Source organism: Streptomyces sp. NPDC033845 (assembly GCF_055576225.1).
Genome location: NZ_JBVIRI010000003.1, coordinates 193,929 through 211,116, shown reverse-complemented (window position 1 = coordinate 211,116; position 17,188 = coordinate 193,929). Strand labels below are relative to the sequence as shown.

Below are 17,188 nucleotides of genomic sequence, written 5' to 3'. Positions count from 1 at the left end.
CGCGCCCCCCTTCCCGCCACCCCCCAGCCGCACGAGGAGGCCCGCTGATGGCCCGGCGATACGACTGCAACGACGCGACGGACCGCAAGACCGGTCTGCGTGAAGCCGCATCCGCCGTCCGCCGGGGCGAGCTCGTCGTGCTGCCGACGGACACCCTCTACGGGATCGGCGCGGACGCCTTCAGCGCCGAGGCCGTGGGCGACCTGCTGGCCGCCAAGGGGCGGGGCCGCACCATGCCCACCCCCGTGCTCATCGGCTCCCCGAACACCCTCCACGGGCTGGTCACGGACTTCTCCGAGCAGGCCTGGGAGCTCGTGGACGCGTTCTGGCCCGGCGCCCTCACCCTTGTCGCCAAGCACCAGCCCTCGCTGGCCTGGGACCTCGGCGAGACCGGCGGCACGGTCGCCGTCCGGATGCCGCTGCACCCGGTCGCGATCGAGCTGCTCACCGAGGTCGGCCCGATGGCCGTCTCCTCCGCCAACCTCAGCGGCCACCCGGCGCCGGAGGACTGCGACGCGGCCCGCGAGATGCTCGGCGACTCCGTCTCCGTCTACCTGGACGGCGGCCCCACCCCGGGCATCCAGCCCTCCTCCATCGTCGACGTCACCGGCAAGGTCCCGGTCCTGCTGCGCGAGGGCGCCCTCACCGCGGACCAGCTCAGGGAGGTCGTACCCGACCTTGAGGTCGCCCCGTGAGCCCTGAGGGGCGTGGCATAGCAGGGGATCCCTTCCGCATACTCCACGTCAGCACCGGCAACGTGTGCCGCTCGCCGATCACCGAGCGGCTGACCCGGCATGCCCTGACCGACCGGCTCGGCGGGGCCGCCACCGGCGGACTGATCGTGGAGAGCGCCGGCACCTGGGGCCACGAGGGCGCCCCCATGGAGGCCAACGCGGCCGCCGTGCTGGCGGACTTCGGCGCCGACGCCAGCGGGTTCACCGGCCGGGAGCTCCTCGACGAGCACGTCATACGGGCCGACCTGGTCCTGACCGCCACCCGCGACCACCGGGCCCAGGTCATCTCGATGGGCCACTCGGCGGGCCTGCGCACCTTCACCCTGAAGGAGTTCACCCGCCTGGTCCGCGCCATAGACCCCGCCACCCTGCCCCCGCTGGACGAGGGGATGGCCGAGCGGGCCCGCGCCCTGGTCCGGGCCGCGGCGGCACTGCGCGGCTGGCTGCTGGCGCCCTCCCCGGACGCGGACGAGGTCTACGACCCGTACGGCGCCCCGATCACCTTCTTCCGCTCCATCGGCGACGAGATCAGCCAGGCCCTCGACCCGGTGGTCACCGCCCTGACGGGTGTCACCTCCCACCGCTGACCTGCCTGCCACCGGCGGCTGGAGGCCGGCGCAGCGTGCCGAAGCCCGGGAGGCCCCCCGGGGCCGAGTGGCGCGAGGGGCGCGTTCGGAGGGGGGCTCAGCCAGGCCCTGGACCCGGTGGTCACCGCCCTGACGGGTGTCACCTCCCACCGCTGACCCGCCTGCCACCGGCGGCCGGAGGCCGGCGCAGCGTGCCGAAGCCCGGGAGGCCCCCCGGGGGCCGAGTGGCGCGAGGGGCGCGTTCGGAGGAGGGGCTCAGCCAGGCCCTGGACCCGGTGGTCACCGCCCTGACGGGTGTCACCTCCCACCGCTGACCCGCCCGGCCGCAGGGCCGAGTGGCGCGTGGGGCGGGTCCAAAAGAGGATGGGGGTGCCGGTAACCCCACTGCTCGGGAGCGCGCCATGTCCGTCATCACCGAGCCCGCGGTGGACCTGCTGCGCCGGCAGGACCCGCAGATGGCCGACGTCCTCGCGGGGGAGGGCCGCCGCCAGGCCGGCACCCTGCAGCTCAACGCCGCCGAGAACTTCACCTCGCCCGCCGTGCTGGCCACCCTCGGCTCCGTGCTCGCCAACAAGTACGCCGAGGGCTACCCCGGCGCCCGCCACCACGGCGGCTGCGAGTACGCCGACCACGCGGAGCGGATCGCCGTGGAGCGGGCCCGCGCCCTGTTCGGGGCCGAGCACGCCAACGTGCAGCCGCACTCCGGCTCCGCCGCCGTGCTGGCGGCCTACGCCGCCCTGCTGAGCCCGGGGGACACCGTCCTCGCCCTGCGCCTGACCCAGGGCGGCCACCTCACCCACGGCTCCCCGGCGAACCTCTCCGGCCGCTGCTTCGAGTTCGTCGGCTACGGGCTGGACCCGGCGACCGGGCTCATCGACTACCGGCAGGTCCGGGAGCTGGCCCGCACCCACCGCCCCCGGGTGATCGTCTGCGGTTCCATCTGCTACCCGCGGCACCCCGAGTACTCCGCGTTCCGCGAGATCGCCGACGAGGTCGGGGCCCAGCTGGTGGTCGACGCCGCGCACCCGATCGGGCTGGTGGCGGGCGGGGCCGCGCCCAGCCCGCTGCCGTACGCGGACGTGGTCTGCGCGACCACCCACAAGGTCCTGCGCGGGCCCCGCGGCGGCATGCTGCTGTGCCGGGCCGGGCTCGCCGACCGGATCGACCGGGCGGTGTTCCCGTTCACCCAGGGCGGCGCCCAGATGCACACCATCGCCGCCAAGGCGGTGGCCTTCGGGGAGGCGGCCGGCCCGGCCTTCGCCTCGTACGCGCACCGGGTGGTCGACAACGCCCGCGTCCTGGCCGGGGCCCTCGCCGAGCAGGGCTTCGCGGTCACCACGGGCGGTACCGACACCCATCTGATCACCGCCGACCCGGCCGCCCTGGGCACCGACGGAAAGGCCGCCCGCGGCCGGCTGGCGGCCGCCGGGATGGTCCTGGACACCTGCGCCCTCCCGTACGGGGACCAGCGCGGCATCCGGCTCGGTACGGCCGCCGTGACCACCCAGGGGATGGGGGCCGGGGAGATGACGGAGATCGCCCGGCTGTTCGGCGGGGCACTGCGCGGGGATCCGGCCACGACCCGTTCGGAGGTCGCCGAGCTGACATCGCGTTTTCCTCCTTATGGGGAGTAAGAGCGGCAAACGGGATGTACCGCAACCGCGATAGGCCCCCCTCGCGTCCTCTTCACCGACGACATCGCGGCTAATGTGTGGGGCTGAGATGGCCGGCGATACATCTGGGGCAGCCCGTGCGTGAATATCTGCTGACGCTCTGCGTCACGGTCGCGGTGACCTACCTGCTGACCGGACCGGTGCGGAAGTTCGCGATCGCCGCCGGTGCGATGCCGGAGATCCGCGCCCGTGACGTGCACCGGGAGCCGACTCCGCGGCTCGGTGGCATCGCCATGTTCGGCGGACTGTGCGCCGGCCTGCTGGTCGCCGACCACCTGCAGAACCTCAACGGGGTCTTCGAGCTCTCCAACGAGCCGCGGGCGCTGCTCTCCGGGGCGGCCCTGATCTGGCTGATCGGCGTCCTCGACGACAAGTTCGAGATCGACGCCCTGATCAAGCTGGGCGGCCAGATGATCGCCGCCGGCGTGATGGTGATGCAGGGCCTGACCATCCTGTGGCTGCCGGTGCCCTTCGTCGGCACGGTGCTGCTCAGCCCCTGGCAGGGCAATCTGCTCACGGTGGCCCTGGTGGTCATCACCATCAACGCGGTGAACTTCGTGGACGGCCTGGACGGTCTGGCGGCCGGCATGGTGTGCATCGCCGCCGCCGCGTTCTTCATGTACTCCTACCGCATCTGGTACGGCTACGGCATCGAGGCGGCGGCCCCCGCCACCCTGTTCGCGGCCATCCTGATGGGCATGTGCCTGGGCTTCCTGCCGCACAACATGCATCCCGCCCGGATCTTCATGGGCGACTCCGGTTCGATGCTGATCGGGCTGGTCCTGGCGGCCGGCGCGATCTCCATCACCGGGCAGGTGGACCCGGACGCGCTGGCCCTGTTCGCCGGCGGTGAGCGCAACGCCACCCACGCGATGCTCCCGGTGTTCATCCCGCTGCTGCTGCCGCTGACGATCATCGCGCTGCCGGTGGCGGACCTGGTGCTGGCGATCGTCCGGCGCACCTGGAACGGCCAGTCCCCGTTCGCCGCGGACCGCGGGCACCTGCACCACCGGCTGCTGGAGATCGGTCACTCGCACAGCCGGGCCGTCCTGATCATGTACTTCTGGTCGGCGCTGATCGCCTTCGGGGCGGTGGCCTATTCGGTCAACTCCACCTCGATGTGGATCGTGCTGGGGATCGCCGCCCTGAGCGGGGTGGGGCTGCTCCTGCTGCTGCTCCCGCGGTTCACCCCGCGGGCCCCGCAGTGGGCCGAGGGCCTGGTGCCGCCCCGCTACCGGCACGCGGACCGGGGTGCCGACGGAGCGGCCGCGGAGGCGCTGCGGGAGGGCCCGGCGGCGGAGGGGGCGGACACCGAACCGGTGCGGGTCCTCGCCGGGGGGGTGTCCGGCGTCAACGGAGCGACCGCCGTGGGACCCCGTTCGCGGTTCCCCGACCGGCGTAAGGCCGAATCGTCACGCTGACGCCACCCGGTCCCGACGGGATCGATCGTCCTATATCAGGCAGAACACCCCGGTGTCCTGCACACACGGGCGCGTTAGCCCTCATGTGTGACAGTCAGCACACCGCACAGGTAAAGACCTCATCAAATAGTTTGTGATACCGTTCACTAAACCCGGCGACAGAGCCGAAGGACCGTAGTGCGACGGTCCATTGGCCCGAGGCTCGAACTCGGACCGGGCTTACGCTCGTCCCCGTACGAGTCCCGTGCCCCCACCATCACGTGGAGCAATCCGCCATGCGGTCTGATGACGTCCGATCCCTGCTGCAATCCGCCGTACCCACCGCTGTCGCCGGCGCTGTAGCCGCCGCGATCAGCGGCGCGGTCGCGGGTGGCAAGGGGGCCGTCGGCGCGGTCGTCGCGACCCTGATCGTGATCCTCTTCATGGGGATGGGGTTCGTCGTGCTCCAGCGCACGGCGAAGTCGCTGCCGCATCTGTTCCAGGCCATGGGGCTGATGCTCTACGCGGCGCAGATCCTGCTGCTCTTCATCTTTGTCGCCGCGTTCAAGAACACCACGCTCTTCCAGCCCAAGGCTTTCGCGATCACGCTCGTCGCCACCACCCTCGTGTGGATCGCCGCGCAGACCCGCGCCCACATGAAGGCCAAGATCCTTTATGTGGAACCCGAGTCCGTCCCGGGCGAGAAGCCCGGAAACTCGGGGCCGAACTCGTGAAGGGTAGGGCCGGGATAAGTGCTCGTTCGGCTTCCTGCTATCGTCCGGTGCCAACTGCGGCACTGCGGACGCGGGCATCCGAACTGACGCCTGTTCCATCGCGAGGCTCGATGCCTGAACGCCGCCCCATCATCCGTAACACCAGTCCAGTGCCGAACCGCGGCTGTGCGCCGCGCCGACACAACGAGGTTGCCGTACCTATGCGCCACGCTGAAGGAGCCCGCGGTGAGTGCTGACCCGATGACGCTCGCCTTCGAGGCCGATTGTCAACTCTTCTCCGGTTGTGGCTTCCCGGCGCCCAGCCTGTGGTCCTTCATCTTCGAGCCCGTCGCCGGAGACAAGGACGGCTGGTACCTCAACAAGCCGATGCTGCTGGCCCTGCTGGGCTCGATCATCATCCTCGGCTTCTTCTGGGCCGCGTTCCGCAAGCCGAAGGTCGTCCCCGGCAAGCTGCAGATGGTGGCCGAGGCCGGCTACGACTTCGTGCGCCGGGGCATCGTCTACGAGACCCTGGGCAAGAAGGAGGGCGAGAAGTACGTCCCCTTCATGGTGTCGCTGTTCTTCTTCGTCTGGATCCTGAACGTCTGGTCGATCGTCCCGCTGGCCCAGTTCCCGGTGACCTCGATCATCGCGTACCCGGCCGCCCTGGCCCTGCTGGTCTACGGCATCTGGATGTCCGTGACCTTCAAGCGCCACGGCTTCGTCGGCGGTCTGAAGAACCTCACGGGCTACGACAAGAGCCTCGGCGGGGTCCTCCCCCTGGTCATGGTCATCGAGTTCTTCTCGAACGTCCTGGTCCGCCCGTTCACGCACGCGGTCCGACTGTTCGCGAACATGTTCGCCGGCCACACCCTCCTCGTCCTCTTCACGGTCGCCAGCTGGTACCTGTTCAACGGATGGGGCATCCCGGCCGCGGGCGTGTCCTTCGTGATGGTGCTCGGCATGACCGTCTTCGAGCTCTTCATCCAGGCTGTCCAGGCGTACGTCTTCGTCCTCCTGGCCTGCAGCTTCATCCAGGGCGCGCTCGCCGAGCACCACTGAGCCACGGCCCGCACCGCACACCCCCCATTCGTCCGGTGGCCAACCCCCACCGGTCCGTGAAAGAGAAGGAAGAACTGGCATGTCCCAGATCCTCGCTGCTACCGAAATCACCGGCTCGCTCAGCTCCATCGGCTACGGTCTCGCGGCCATCGGCCCCGGCGTCGGCGTCGGCATCATCTTCGGTAACGGCACCCAGGCGCTGGCCCGTCAGCCCGAGGCTGCCGGCCTCATCCGGTCCAACCAGATCCTCGGCTTCGCGTTCTGTGAGGCGCTCGCCCTCATCGGTCTGGTCATGCCGTTCGTCTACTAAGACGAACGCACACCCAGTCCGAAAACGACGAAAGGCACTGATGTGATTTCCCTGGTGCACCTGGCCGCGGAGGAGCCTCAAAACCCTCTGATCCCGCCGGTCCCGGAGCTCATCGTCGGCCTCGTCGCCTTCCTGATCGTCTTCTTCATCCTGGCGAAGAAGCTCCTCCCGAACATCAACAAGGTTCTGGACGAGCGTCGCGACGCCATCGAAGGCGGCATCGAGAAGGCAGAGGCCGCCCAGGTCGAGGCCCAGAGCGTCCTGGAGCAGTACAAGGCCCAGCTCGCCGAAGCCCGCCACGAGGCCGCTCGCCTGCGCCAGGACGCGCTGGAGCAGGGCACTGCGCTCAAGGAAGAGCTGCGCGCAGAAGGCCAGCGGCAGCGCGAGGAGATCATCGCTGCCGGCCACGCCCAGATCGCGGCCGACCGCAAGGCCGCCTCGCAGGCGCTGCGCCAGGACGTGGGCAAGCTCGCCACCGACCTGGCCGGCAAGCTCGTCGGCGAGTCCCTTGAGGACCACGCCCGGCAGAGCCGCACCATCGACCGTTTCCTCGAAGACCTTGAGGAGAAGGCCGAGGCCGCCCGATGAACGGATCGAGCCGCGAGGCGCTGCACGCCGCGCGCGAGCGCCTCGACGCGCTGACGGACAACACGTCCGTCGCCGCGGCGAAGCTCGCCGGTGAGCTGGCCGCCGTCACCGCGCTGCTCGACCGCGAGGTCTCGCTGCGTCGGGTCCTGACCGACCCGGCGCAGTCCGGCGAGGCCAAGGCCGAGCTGGCCGGGCGTCTGCTCGGTGGCCAGGTGGGCGGGGAGACCCTCGACCTGGTGTCCGGCATGGTGCGGTCCCGTTGGTCGCAGTCGCGTGACCTGGTGGACGCGCTGGAGGAGCTGGCGAACACCGCCGACCTCACGGCCGCCCAGCAGGACGGCACCCTCGACAACGTCGAGGACGAGCTGTTCCGCTTCGGCCGGATCGTCGCCTCGAACACCGAGCTGCGGGCCGCGCTGACCGACAAGGGCGCCACCACCGCCGCCAAGAGCCAGCTGCTCCGCAGCCTGCTCGGCGGCAAGGCCGCGGCCGTCACCGAGCGGCTGGTCGACCGGCTGGTCGCGCTGCCGCGTGGACGTAGCCTGGAAGCGGGACTCGACTCCCTTTCCACGCTCGCCGCCGAGCGCCGCAGCCGCATGGTCGCCACCGTGACCACCGCGGTTCCGCTCAGCGACGTGCAGAAGCAGCGTCTCGGCGCGGTGCTGGCCAAGCTGTACGGCCGCGAGATGCACCTCAACCTCGACGTGGACCCCGCGGTCCTCGGCGGTATCGAGGTGCGGGTCGGTGACGAGGTCATCGACGGCACCATCGCGGAGCGCCTCTCCGAGGCGTCCCGTCGCATGGCCGGCTGATCAGGCCCAGGCCACCCAACTTAAGAAGAAGCATTTCCAGCGGCCCGGTTGGGCCGTGCAGAACTTGCAGAAGATTCCTGGGGGTCGCCCCCAGACCCCTATGAAGCTTCAGGCCCAACAAGGAGAGCAGGGAACCCAGATGGCGGAGCTCACGATCCGGCCGGAGGAGATCCGGGACGCGCTGGAGACCTTTGTCCAGTCGTACCAGCCGGACGCGGCCTCGCGCGAGGAGGTCGGAACGGTCAGCGTTGCCGGCGACGGCATCGCGAAGGTGGAGGGCCTGCCCTCCGCCATGGCGAACGAACTGCTGAAGTTCGAGGACGGGACCCTCGGTCTCGCCCTGAACCTCGACGAGCGCGAGATCGGTGCGGTCGTCCTCGGCGAGTTCAACGGAATCGAGGAGGGCCAGCCGGTGCAGCGCACCGGTGAGGTGCTCTCCGTCGGCGTCGGCGAGGGCTACCTCGGCCGCGTCGTCGACCCGCTCGGCAACCCGATCGACGGTCTCGGCGAGATCGTCACCGAAGGCCGCCGCGCCCTCGAACTGCAGGCCCCCGGCGTCATGATCCGCAAGTCGGTTCACGAGCCGATGCAGACCGGCTACAAGGCCATCGACGCGATGGTCCCCGTCGGCCGCGGCCAGCGTCAGCTGATCATCGGCGACCGCCAGACCGGCAAGACCGCGCTGGCCGTCGACACGATCATCAACCAGCGCGACAACTGGCGCTCGGGCGACGTGAACAAGCAGGTCCGCTGCATCTACGTCGCCATCGGCCAGAAGGGCTCGACCATCGCGTCGGTCCGCGGCGCCCTGGAAGACGCCGGTGCCCTGGAGTACACGACCATCGTCGCCGCCCCGGCGTCCGACCCGGCCGGCTTCAAGTACCTGGCGCCGTACACCGGCTCGGCCATCGGCCAGCACTGGATGTACGCCGGCAAGCACGTCCTGATCATCTTCGACGACCTGTCGAAGCAGGCCGACGCCTACCGCGCCGTGTCGCTGCTGCTGCGCCGCCCGCCGGGCCGCGAGGCCTACCCGGGCGACGTCTTCTACCTGCACTCCCGTCTGCTGGAGCGCTGCGCGAAGCTGTCCGACGACATGGGCGCCGGTTCGATGACCGGTCTCCCGATCGTCGAGACCAAGGCGAACGACGTGTCGGCGTTCATCCCGACCAACGTCATCTCCATCACCGACGGCCAGTGCTTCCTGGAGTCCGACCTGTTCAACGCGGGCCAGCGCCCGGCGCTGAACGTCGGTATCTCGGTCTCCCGCGTCGGTGGCTCCGCCCAGCACAAGGCCATGAAGCAGGTCTCCGGCCGTCTGCGCCTGGACCTCGCCCAGTACCGCGAGCTGGAGGCGTTCGCCGCCTTCGGTTCCGACCTGGACGCCGCTTCCAAGGCCTCCCTGGAGCGCGGCAAGCGCCTGGTCGAGCTGCTGAAGCAGGGCCAGTACCAGCCCATGCCCGTCGAGGAGCAGGTCGTCTCCGTCTGGGCCGGCACCACCGGCAAGATGGACGACGTCCCGGTCAACGACATCCGTCGCTTCGAGTCGGAGCTGCTGGAGCACCTGCGCCGCGAGCGCAAGGACCTCCTCACCTCCATCGCCGACGGCGGCAAGATGTCGGACGACACCCTGACGTCCATCGCCGACGCCATCGCCAGCTTCAAGCTGCAGTTCGAGACCTCGGACGGCAAGCTCCTGGGCGAGGACGCGCCGGCCGTCAACGTCTCCAAGTGACGACGGAAGGGACCTGACTCATGGGAGCGCAGCTCCGGGTCTACAAGCGTCGCATCCGTGCCGTCACGGCGACCAAGAAGATCACCAAGGCGATGGAGATGATCGCCGCCTCGCGCATCGTCAAGGCGCAGCGCAAGGTGGCGGCGTCGATGCCGTACGCGACCGAGCTCACCCGTGCGGTGACCGCGGTGGCGACCGGTTCGAACACCAGGCACCCCCTGACCACCGAGGTCGAGGCGCCGGTGCGCGCCGCGGTCCTGCTCGTCACGAGCGACCGCGGTCTGGCCGGCGGCTACTCCTCGAACGCCATCAAGCAGGCGGAGCGGCTCACCGAGCGGCTGCGCGGCGAGGGCAAGGAGGTCGACACGTACATCGTCGGCCGCAAGGGGCTGGCCTACTACGCGTTCCGTGAGCGCAAGGTCGCGGACTCGTGGACCGGATTCACGGACAGCCCGGCCTACGCCGACGCCAAGCGCGTCGCGGCGCCGCTGATCGAGGCCATCCAGAACGAGACGGCCGAGGGCGGCGTCGACGAGCTGCACATCGTCTACACGGAATTCGTGTCGATGATGACGCAGAACGCGGTGGACGGCCGGATGCTGCCGCTCAGCCTCGACGGGGCTGGGGCGGAGGAGTCTGAGACATCAGCGGCTCAGGCCGCGGGCGGCAAGAAGGACGAGATCCTTCCGCTGTTCGACTTCGAGCCGTCGGCGGAGGACGTCCTCGACGCCCTCCTGCCGCGATACGTCGAGAGCCGCATCTACAACGCACTGCTCCAGGCGGCCGCTTCCGAGCACGCCGCCCGCCGCCGTGCGATGAAGTCGGCCACCGACAACGCGGGAGACCTGATCAAGAGCCTCTCCCGGCTTGCCAACGCGGCCCGCCAGGCCGAAATCACCCAGGAAATCAGCGAGATCGTCGGTGGCGCCAGCGCCATGGCAGACGCGACCGCGGGGAGTGACAAGTAATGACGACCACTGTTGAGACGGCCGCCGCCACGGGCCGCGTCGCCCGGGTCATCGGCCCGGTCGTCGACGTGGAGTTCCCCGTCGACGCCATGCCCGACATCTACAACGCCCTCAAGGTCCAGGTCGCCGACCCGGCCGAAGACGGCGCGCTGAAGACCCTGACCCTTGAGGTCGCGCAGCACCTCGGTGACGGACTCGTCCGCACCATCTCGATGCAGCCGACCGACGGCCTGGTCCGCCGGGCCCCGGTGACCGACACGGGCGAGGGCATCACCGTCCCCGTCGGTGACTTCACCAAGGGCAAGGTCTTCAACACCCTGGGTGAGGTGCTGAACTACCCGGAGGAGAACGCCAACGTCACCGAGCGCTGGCCGATCCACCGCAAGGCGCCCCGCTTCGACGAGCTTGAGTCGAAGACCGAGATGTTCGAGACCGGCGTCAAGGTCATCGACCTCCTCACCCCGTACGTCAAGGGTGGAAAGATCGGTCTGTTCGGTGGTGCCGGTGTCGGCAAGACCGTTCTGATCCAGGAAATGATCTACCGCGTCGCCAACAACCACGACGGTGTGTCGGTGTTCGCGGGCGTCGGTGAGCGTACCCGTGAGGGCAACGACCTCATCGAGGAGATGGCCGACTCGGGCGTCATCGACAAGACGGCCCTCGTCTTCGGCCAGATGGACGAGCCCCCGGGCACCCGTCTGCGCGTCGCGCTCGCCGGTCTGACCATGGCGGAGTACTTCCGCGATGTGCAGAAGCAGGACGTGCTGTTCTTCATCGACAACATCTTCCGGTACACCCAGGCGGGTTCCGAGGTGTCGACCCTGCTCGGCCGCATGCCCTCCGCGGTGGGTTACCAGCCGAACCTGGCCGACGAGATGGGTCTCCTCCAGGAGCGCATCACCTCGACCCGTGGTCACTCGATCACCTCGATGCAGGCGATCTACGTCCCCGCGGACGACCTGACCGACCCGGCGCCGGCGACCACCTTCGCCCACCTCGACGCGACGACGGTTCTCTCCCGTCCGATCTCCGAGAAGGGCATCTACCCGGCCGTGGACCCGCTGGACTCGACGTCCCGCATCCTCGACCCGCGGTACATCGCGGCGGACCACTACGCCACCGCGATGCGCGTCAAGGGGATCCTGCAGAAGTACAAGGACCTCCAGGACATCATCGCGATCCTCGGTATCGACGAGCTGGGCGAAGAGGACAAGCTGGTCGTCCACCGCGCCCGTCGCGTGGAGCGCTTCCTGTCGCAGAACACCCACGTGGCGAAGCAGTTCACCGGTGTCGACGGCTCGGACGTCCCGCTCGACGAGTCGATCACCGCGTTCAACGCGATCTGCGACGGTGACTACGACCACTTCCCCGAGCAGGCGTTCTTCCTGTGCGGTGGCATCGAGGACCTGAAGGCCAACGCCAAGGAGCTGGGCGTCTCCTGATCCGGCGCGCTCCTCCCGGAGCGCATCCGGTTCGCAGGTTTCGCAAGGAGAGGGGCGGGTGTGTCCCGTCCCTCTCCCCACGCCCATTAGAATTTGACCCAACACCCGGCCGACCCGCCGGGTGGTGACCCGAGGAGCCACCTTGGCTGCTGAGCTGCACGTCGAGCTGGTCGCGGCGGACCGCAATGTCTGGTCCGGCGAGGCCACCCTTGTTGTCGCCCGCACCACGTCCGGCGACATCGGCGTCATGCCCGGTCACCAGCCGCTTCTCGGTGTGCTGGAATCGGGCCCGGTGACCATCCGTACCAGCGAGGGCGGCACGGTCGTCGCCGCGGTGCACGGCGGTTTCATCTCGTTCGCCGACAACAAGTTGTCGCTGCTGGCCGAGATCGCCGAGCTCGCGGACGAGATCGACGTCCAGCGGGCGGAGCGGGCACTGGAGCGCGCGAAGTCGGAGGCCGATGGGGCCGCCGAGCGTCGCGCCGATGTCCGGCTGCGCGCGGTGACGGGGACCTGATTCCCCGTAACCGGAGAGTGTGAAACCTCAGCCGCGGCCCGTCCGGAGTTTTCCGGGACGGGTCGCGGCTGAGGCGATGCTGGTTGAATTTTCCTGTGCGGGACTCGATGAGCGAGGAGGTCGGTGAAGATGCTCCTCGCTCTGCTTGTGAGCGGCCTGGTCGTAGCCCTGGTGGTGGTCGGCCTGTTTGTCTTCGGGCTGCGCAGGCGGCTGATCCAGCGGTCCGGCGGCACCTTCGACTGTTCGCTGCGCTGGGGCGTGGCGGAGGAACCCGATGTGTCCGGCAAGGGCTGGGTGTACGGGGTGGCCCGCTACAGCGGTGACCGGATCGAGTGGTTCCGGGTGTTCTCGTACTCGCCGCGGCCGCGCCGGCTGCTGGAGCGGGACTCCATCGAGGTGCTGGCCCGCCGCGCCCCGGAGGGCGAGGAGGAGCTGGCCCTGCTGTCGGACGCCGTGGTGCTGGGCTGTGTGCACCGGGGGACCCGGCTGGAACTGGCGATGAGCGAGGACGCGCTGACCGGCTTCCTGGCCTGGCTGGAGGCGGCGCCCCCCGGCCAGCGGGTGAACGTGGCCTGAGGCCGGCGCGGGGGACCGGGACCTCGGGACGCCAGGACGCCAGGGCGTCAGAGCATGGAGAAGCCGGGGTGAACGGGGGACGGACCCGTTCACCCCGGCTTCGTCGTGCCTACTGGAGCCCGGTGTGGACCGCGTTGGCGAGTTCACCGTTGGCGGTGTCGCCGCTGAACTCCCAGTAGAAGGCGCCCTTCAGGCCCTGGCTCTTGACCCAGGCCATCTTGCTGGCGACGGTGGCGGGGGTGTCGTAGCTCCACCAGTTGCTGCCGCACTTGGCGTAGGCGGTGCCGGCGATGGTGCCGGTGGCCGGGCAGGTGTTCTTGAGGACCTTGTAGTCCTCGATGCCCTGCTCGTACGTGCCCGGGGCCGGGCCGGTGGCGGTGCCGCCGGGGGTGGCCTGGGTGACGCCGGTCCAGCCGCGGCCGTAGAAGCCGATGCCGAGGTTCAGCTTGCTGCCGCTGACGCCCTTGCCCTTGAGCTTGGTGATGGCGGCCTCGGAGTTGAAGCCGTCCTGCGGGATGCCCGCGTAGGCGGTCAGCGGGGAGTGCGGGGCGGTCGGGCCCTGGGCGGCCCAGGCGCCGAAGAAGTCGTAGGTCATGACGTTGTAGAAGTCGACGTACTGGGCGGCGCCCGCGTAGTCGGCCGCGTCCAGCTTGCCGCCGTTGGAACCGTCGGCGGAGATGGCGGCGGTGACCAGGTTGCCCGTGCCGAACTTCGCCCGCATGGCCTGCATCATGTTCTTCAGCGAGGCCGGGCCGGAGGTGTCGCAGGTCAGGCCGCAGGAGTTCGGGTACTCCCAGTCCAGGTCGATGCCGTCGAAGACATCGGCCCAGCGCGGGTCCTCGACCAGGTCGTAGCAGGACTGGGCGAAGGCCGTCGGGTTGGCCGCGGCCTGGCCGAAGCCGCCGGACCAGGTCCAGCCGCCGAAGGACCACAGGATCTTGATGTTCGGGTACTGGGCCTTCAGCTTGCGGAGCTGGTTGAAGTTGCCGCGCAGCGGCTGGTCCCAGGTGTCGGCCTTGCCGTCGACGCTCTGGTCGGCGGTGTAGGCCTTGTCGTAGTCGGCGTAGGCGTCACCGATGGTGCAGCGGCCGCCCTGGACGTTGCCGAACGCGTAGTTGATGTGGGTGATCTTCGACGCGGTGCCGGAGGTGACCAGGTTCTTCACGTGGTAGTTGCGGCCGTAGACGCCCCAGTTGGTGAAGTAGCCGAGCTTGACCACGCCCGGCGGCGGCGGGTCGACGACCCCGCCGGTGGTGGTGACCGTCAGGCTGCCGGAGGCGGGGCCGGTCTGGTCGATGGTGTCGCGGGCCACCACGCTGTAGGTGTAGGTGGTGCCCTTGGTCAGGCCGGAGTCGGCGTACGTGGTCCCGGTAACGGTCGCGATCTTGGTGGAGCCGCGGTAGACGTCGTAGTTCTTGATGCCCTTGTCATCGGTGGCGGCCGACCAGCCGAGGGTCAGCGAGGTCTGGCCCACTCCGCTGGCGGTGGGGGTGCCGGGGGCGGAGGGCGGGTTGTCACCGGGTACGGTGCCGCCGTCGCAGGAACCGCCGTTGATCTTACAGCCGCTGGGGGCGCCGCCGCCGGTGCCGTTGAACCCGAAGCTGATGGTGGCCCCGGGGGCGAGGCTGCCGTTCCAGCTGAGGTTCTTGCCGGTCCAGTGGGTGCCGGAGCTGGTGACGGTGGCGTCCCAGGCGGAGGTGACGGCCGTGCCGGCGGGGTAGTCCCACTCGACGTTCCAGCTGCTGAGGGCGGTGGTGCCGGTGTTCTTGATCGTCCACTTGCCCTCGAAGCCGCTGCCCCAGTCGGAGACCTTGGTGTAGGTCGCCGTCGCGGAGGTCGCGGCCTGGGCGGGGGAGGCCAGGGTGACGAGTCCGGCGATGGGGAGGGCGAAGGCGGCCACGGTGGCCGCGAGCCGGGAGAAGAGTCGGGTGCGTGGGGGGGATGCTGTGCTCAAGGGTGCTCCTCCGTAGGTCCGCCTCCGCCGGGGGGTTCCGACGGGGGCATGGGGGTGGGACCTGCGCCGCCCGTGAGCGCATCACCATGAGACGCTCACCACAGTATGGCCGTGAGAGTAGAAAGGTCTGGACCAACCGTCAAGAGGTCCAGACCAACGCTCCGTTCTTGCTCTAGATCCCCAACTCCTGCGCCAACACGGCCGCTTGGACCCTGCTCCGCAACTCCAACTTGCCCAGCAGCCGACTGACGTGCGTCTTCACCGTCGCCTCCGCCATGTCCAGCCGCACCGCCACCTCCGCGTTCGACAGGCCCTCGCCCAGACAGGACAGCACCTCCCGCTCCCGCCGGGTCAGCGCCGCCACCGCCGCCGGCTCCTCCGCCCGTCGGGCCGGCCGCCCCGCCCCGGGCGCCGCGAACTCCGCGATCAGCCGCCGGGTCACCGCCGGGGCGATCAGCCCCTCCCCGCGGGCCACCGTCCGGACCGCCTCGATCAGCTCCCCGGCCCCGGTGTTCTTCAGCAGGAACCCGGACGCCCCCGCCCGCAGCGCCCCGAACACGTACTCGTCCAGATCGAAGGTGGTCAGCACCAGGACGTCCGCCAGCCCCTCCCCGACCACCTGCCGGGTCGCCGACACCCCGTCCAGCAAGGGCATCTGAAGATCCATCAGCACCAGGTCCGGACGGAGCTCCCGGGCCAGCCGGACCGCGGCCTCGCCGTCCGCCGCCTCCCCGGCCACCTCGATGTCCCCCGCGCTCCGCAGGATCAGCACCAGACCGGCCCGTACGGCCGCCTGGTCCTCCGCCACCAGCACCCGGATCGTCACGACCGCACCGCCCTCTCCTCGGCGGGCAGGACCGCCCGCACCCGCCACACCCCGTCCGCCCCGGCCGTCCCGTCGGCCGGGCCGGCCCCGAACTCCCCGCCGAGCAGCTCCACCCGCTCCCGCATCCCGATCAGCCCGGCCCCCGACCCCGGGGCCCGCGGCCCGGGCCGGTCCCCGTACGGACTGTCCACCCGTACGGTCAACAGCTCGCCGGAGCAACCCAGCACCACCCGGACCGTGCCCGGCACCGCGTGCTTGAGCGCGTTCGTCAGCGACTCCTGCACGATCCGGTACGCCGCCAGCTCCACCGGGGCCGGCAGCGGCTCGGCGCCCCGCGGCCGGCCGTCCTCCAGGACGAACTCCAGCCCGCCGGCCGCCCCGGTGGCCCCGGCCTGCGCCAGCAGGGCCGGCAGCCCGTCCAGGGAGGGAACGGCCGTCGGCTCCTGCTCCTCCCCGGTCCGCCGCAACAGCCCGATCAACCGACGCATTTCGGCCAGCCCCTGCACACTGTTCTCCCGGATCACCCCGAGGGCCTCCCGGCTGGTCTCCACCGTGTCGATGGACAGCGCGGCGGTCGAGTGGATGGCGATCGCCGACAGGTGGTTCGCCACCATGTCGTGCAGCTCCCGGGCCATCCGGGCCCGCTCGGCCACCACGGCCGCCTTCCGGTCCATCTCGGCCAGCAGCGCCGTCTGCTCGGCCCGCAGCCGGGCGGCCTCCGCCGCCTCGCGGTGGTTGCGCAGGGTGGCCCCGGTGAGCGCCGGACCGAAGCAGACCAGCCCGGTCAGCACCCCCACCAGCAGGGCCTCCGGGGTGCGCAGCCACGCCAGCACGGCCGTGGTGACGGCCACCGTGACCACCCCCGTGACGACGGGCATCCGCCGGGCCATGGCGGGGGGGCCGTAGACCACGGACGCGTACATGAGGTCCGTGAACATCAGCGGGGTGGCCAGATTGCCCATGGTGAACTGGTCGGCCACCAGGGCGGTGGTCCCGAGGGCCAGCACCGTCCGGGGGGCCGTCCTGCGGAACAGCTCCAGTACGCCCATCAGGGCCAGGGGGAGCAGGGCGAGCCAGGCGGGCCCGTCCCGGAAGACCGTGGTGCCCAGGCCGAGGACCCACAGGAGCAGGCCCGAGAGCAGACCGGCGACCGCGAGCAGCACGTCATGGAGGTGGGGGCGGAACGGGGACGGATGCACGCTCCTCATCCAACACGGTGCGCCCGGGCCCCGGCCTCGGCGGCGGTGCCGATTCGGACGCCCGCACTACATCGAAGGATGCAGTCCCGGCT

Annotated in this window: 17 protein-coding genes; 14 read left to right on the top strand and 3 right to left on the bottom strand. The window is 70.3% G+C overall.

The annotated features are described in order from the left end of the window. Positions 1-47 precede the first annotated feature (47 nt). The 14 genes from ACZ50K_RS07980 (at position 48) to ACZ50K_RS07915 (ending at position 13,117) form a co-directional block, all read left to right on the top strand. Positions 48-695 (top strand): L-threonylcarbamoyladenylate synthase, encoded by a 648-nt coding sequence (locus ACZ50K_RS07980; protein ID WP_468898958.1) that lies wholly within the window; start codon positions 48-50, stop codon positions 693-695. After that, positions 692-1,321 carry an arsenate reductase/protein-tyrosine-phosphatase family protein gene (locus ACZ50K_RS07975; protein WP_468898955.1) on the top strand — a complete coding sequence of 210 codons (630 nt, stop codon included), beginning with the start codon at positions 692-694 and terminating at the stop codon, positions 1,319-1,321. Before ACZ50K_RS07980 ends, ACZ50K_RS07975 begins: the two co-directional genes overlap by 4 nt. A 401-nt stretch (positions 1,322-1,722) precedes the next feature. Next, positions 1,723-2,955, top strand: coding sequence for a serine hydroxymethyltransferase (locus ACZ50K_RS07970; RefSeq protein ID WP_468898952.1), 1,233 nt, complete (start codon positions 1,723-1,725; stop codon positions 2,953-2,955). A 116-nt stretch (positions 2,956-3,071) separates the two neighbouring features. Further along, on the top strand, positions 3,072-4,415 hold the full coding sequence (locus ACZ50K_RS07965; protein ID WP_468898950.1) for an MraY family glycosyltransferase: 1,344 nt from the start codon (positions 3,072-3,074) through the stop codon (positions 4,413-4,415). 275 nt (positions 4,416-4,690) lie between these two features. Further along, positions 4,691-5,128 (top strand): hypothetical protein, encoded by a 438-nt coding sequence (locus ACZ50K_RS07960; RefSeq protein WP_468898947.1) that lies wholly within the window; start codon positions 4,691-4,693, stop codon positions 5,126-5,128. Between the two features lie 225 nt (positions 5,129-5,353). Then, complete coding sequence (gene atpB / locus ACZ50K_RS07955) at positions 5,354-6,169, top strand: F0F1 ATP synthase subunit A (RefSeq protein WP_468898944.1); 816 nt, start codon at positions 5,354-5,356, stop codon at positions 6,167-6,169. 79 nt (positions 6,170-6,248) lie between these two features. Continuing rightward, positions 6,249-6,479: an ATP synthase F0 subunit C gene (gene atpE / locus ACZ50K_RS07950; protein WP_468898941.1), complete on the top strand. Its 231-nt coding sequence runs from the start codon at positions 6,249-6,251 to the stop codon at positions 6,477-6,479. Between the two features lie 42 nt (positions 6,480-6,521). Then, positions 6,522-7,067 (top strand): F0F1 ATP synthase subunit B, encoded by a 546-nt coding sequence (locus ACZ50K_RS07945; RefSeq protein WP_468898939.1) that lies wholly within the window; start codon positions 6,522-6,524, stop codon positions 7,065-7,067. Then, positions 7,064-7,879: a F0F1 ATP synthase subunit delta gene (locus tag ACZ50K_RS07940; protein ID WP_468898936.1), complete on the top strand. Its 816-nt coding sequence runs from the start codon at positions 7,064-7,066 to the stop codon at positions 7,877-7,879. The genes ACZ50K_RS07945 and ACZ50K_RS07940 overlap by 4 nt, the downstream gene beginning before the upstream one ends. A 139-nt stretch (positions 7,880-8,018) precedes the next feature. Continuing rightward, positions 8,019-9,614 carry a F0F1 ATP synthase subunit alpha gene (gene atpA, locus ACZ50K_RS07935; RefSeq protein ID WP_468898933.1) on the top strand — a complete coding sequence of 532 codons (1,596 nt, stop codon included), beginning with the start codon at positions 8,019-8,021 and terminating at the stop codon, positions 9,612-9,614. 20 nt (positions 9,615-9,634) lie between these two features. After that, positions 9,635-10,582 (top strand): F0F1 ATP synthase subunit gamma, encoded by a 948-nt coding sequence (locus tag ACZ50K_RS07930; protein WP_468898930.1) that lies wholly within the window; start codon positions 9,635-9,637, stop codon positions 10,580-10,582. Beyond that, positions 10,582-12,024, top strand: a complete 1,443-nt coding sequence (gene atpD, locus ACZ50K_RS07925; RefSeq protein WP_468898927.1) for a F0F1 ATP synthase subunit beta — start codon at positions 10,582-10,584, stop codon at positions 12,022-12,024. Before ACZ50K_RS07930 ends, atpD begins: the two co-directional genes overlap by 1 nt. 142 nt (positions 12,025-12,166) lie before the next feature. After that, a complete protein-coding gene (locus ACZ50K_RS07920) occupies positions 12,167-12,541 on the top strand; it encodes a F0F1 ATP synthase subunit epsilon (RefSeq protein WP_468898924.1) in 375 nt (124 codons plus the stop codon). Between the two features lie 129 nt (positions 12,542-12,670). Next, the gene (locus ACZ50K_RS07915) at positions 12,671-13,117 is read left to right on the top strand and encodes a DUF2550 domain-containing protein (RefSeq protein WP_468898922.1); all 447 of its coding nucleotides are present in this window, start codon (positions 12,671-12,673) and stop codon (positions 13,115-13,117) included. A 109-nt stretch (positions 13,118-13,226) separates the two neighbouring features. On the opposite strand, the gene ACZ50K_RS07910 is transcribed toward ACZ50K_RS07915, so the two are convergent. The 3 genes from ACZ50K_RS07910 to ACZ50K_RS07900 all read right to left on the bottom strand — a co-directional run bounded on the left by ACZ50K_RS07910 (position 13,227) and on the right by ACZ50K_RS07900 (position 17,105). Next, positions 13,227-15,071 carry a glycosyl hydrolase family 18 protein gene (locus ACZ50K_RS07910; protein ID WP_468898919.1) on the bottom strand — a complete coding sequence of 615 codons (1,845 nt, stop codon included), beginning with the start codon at positions 15,069-15,071 and terminating at the stop codon, positions 13,227-13,229. Positions 15,072-15,243: 172 nt separating this feature from the next. Further along, positions 15,244-15,897 (bottom strand): response regulator, encoded by a 654-nt coding sequence (locus ACZ50K_RS07905; protein ID WP_468898917.1) that lies wholly within the window; start codon positions 15,895-15,897, stop codon positions 15,244-15,246. Then, positions 15,894-17,105, bottom strand: coding sequence for a sensor histidine kinase (locus tag ACZ50K_RS07900; RefSeq protein ID WP_468898914.1), 1,212 nt, complete (start codon positions 17,103-17,105; stop codon positions 15,894-15,896). Before ACZ50K_RS07900 ends, ACZ50K_RS07905 begins: the two co-directional genes overlap by 4 nt. Positions 17,106-17,188: the final 83 nt, after the last annotated feature.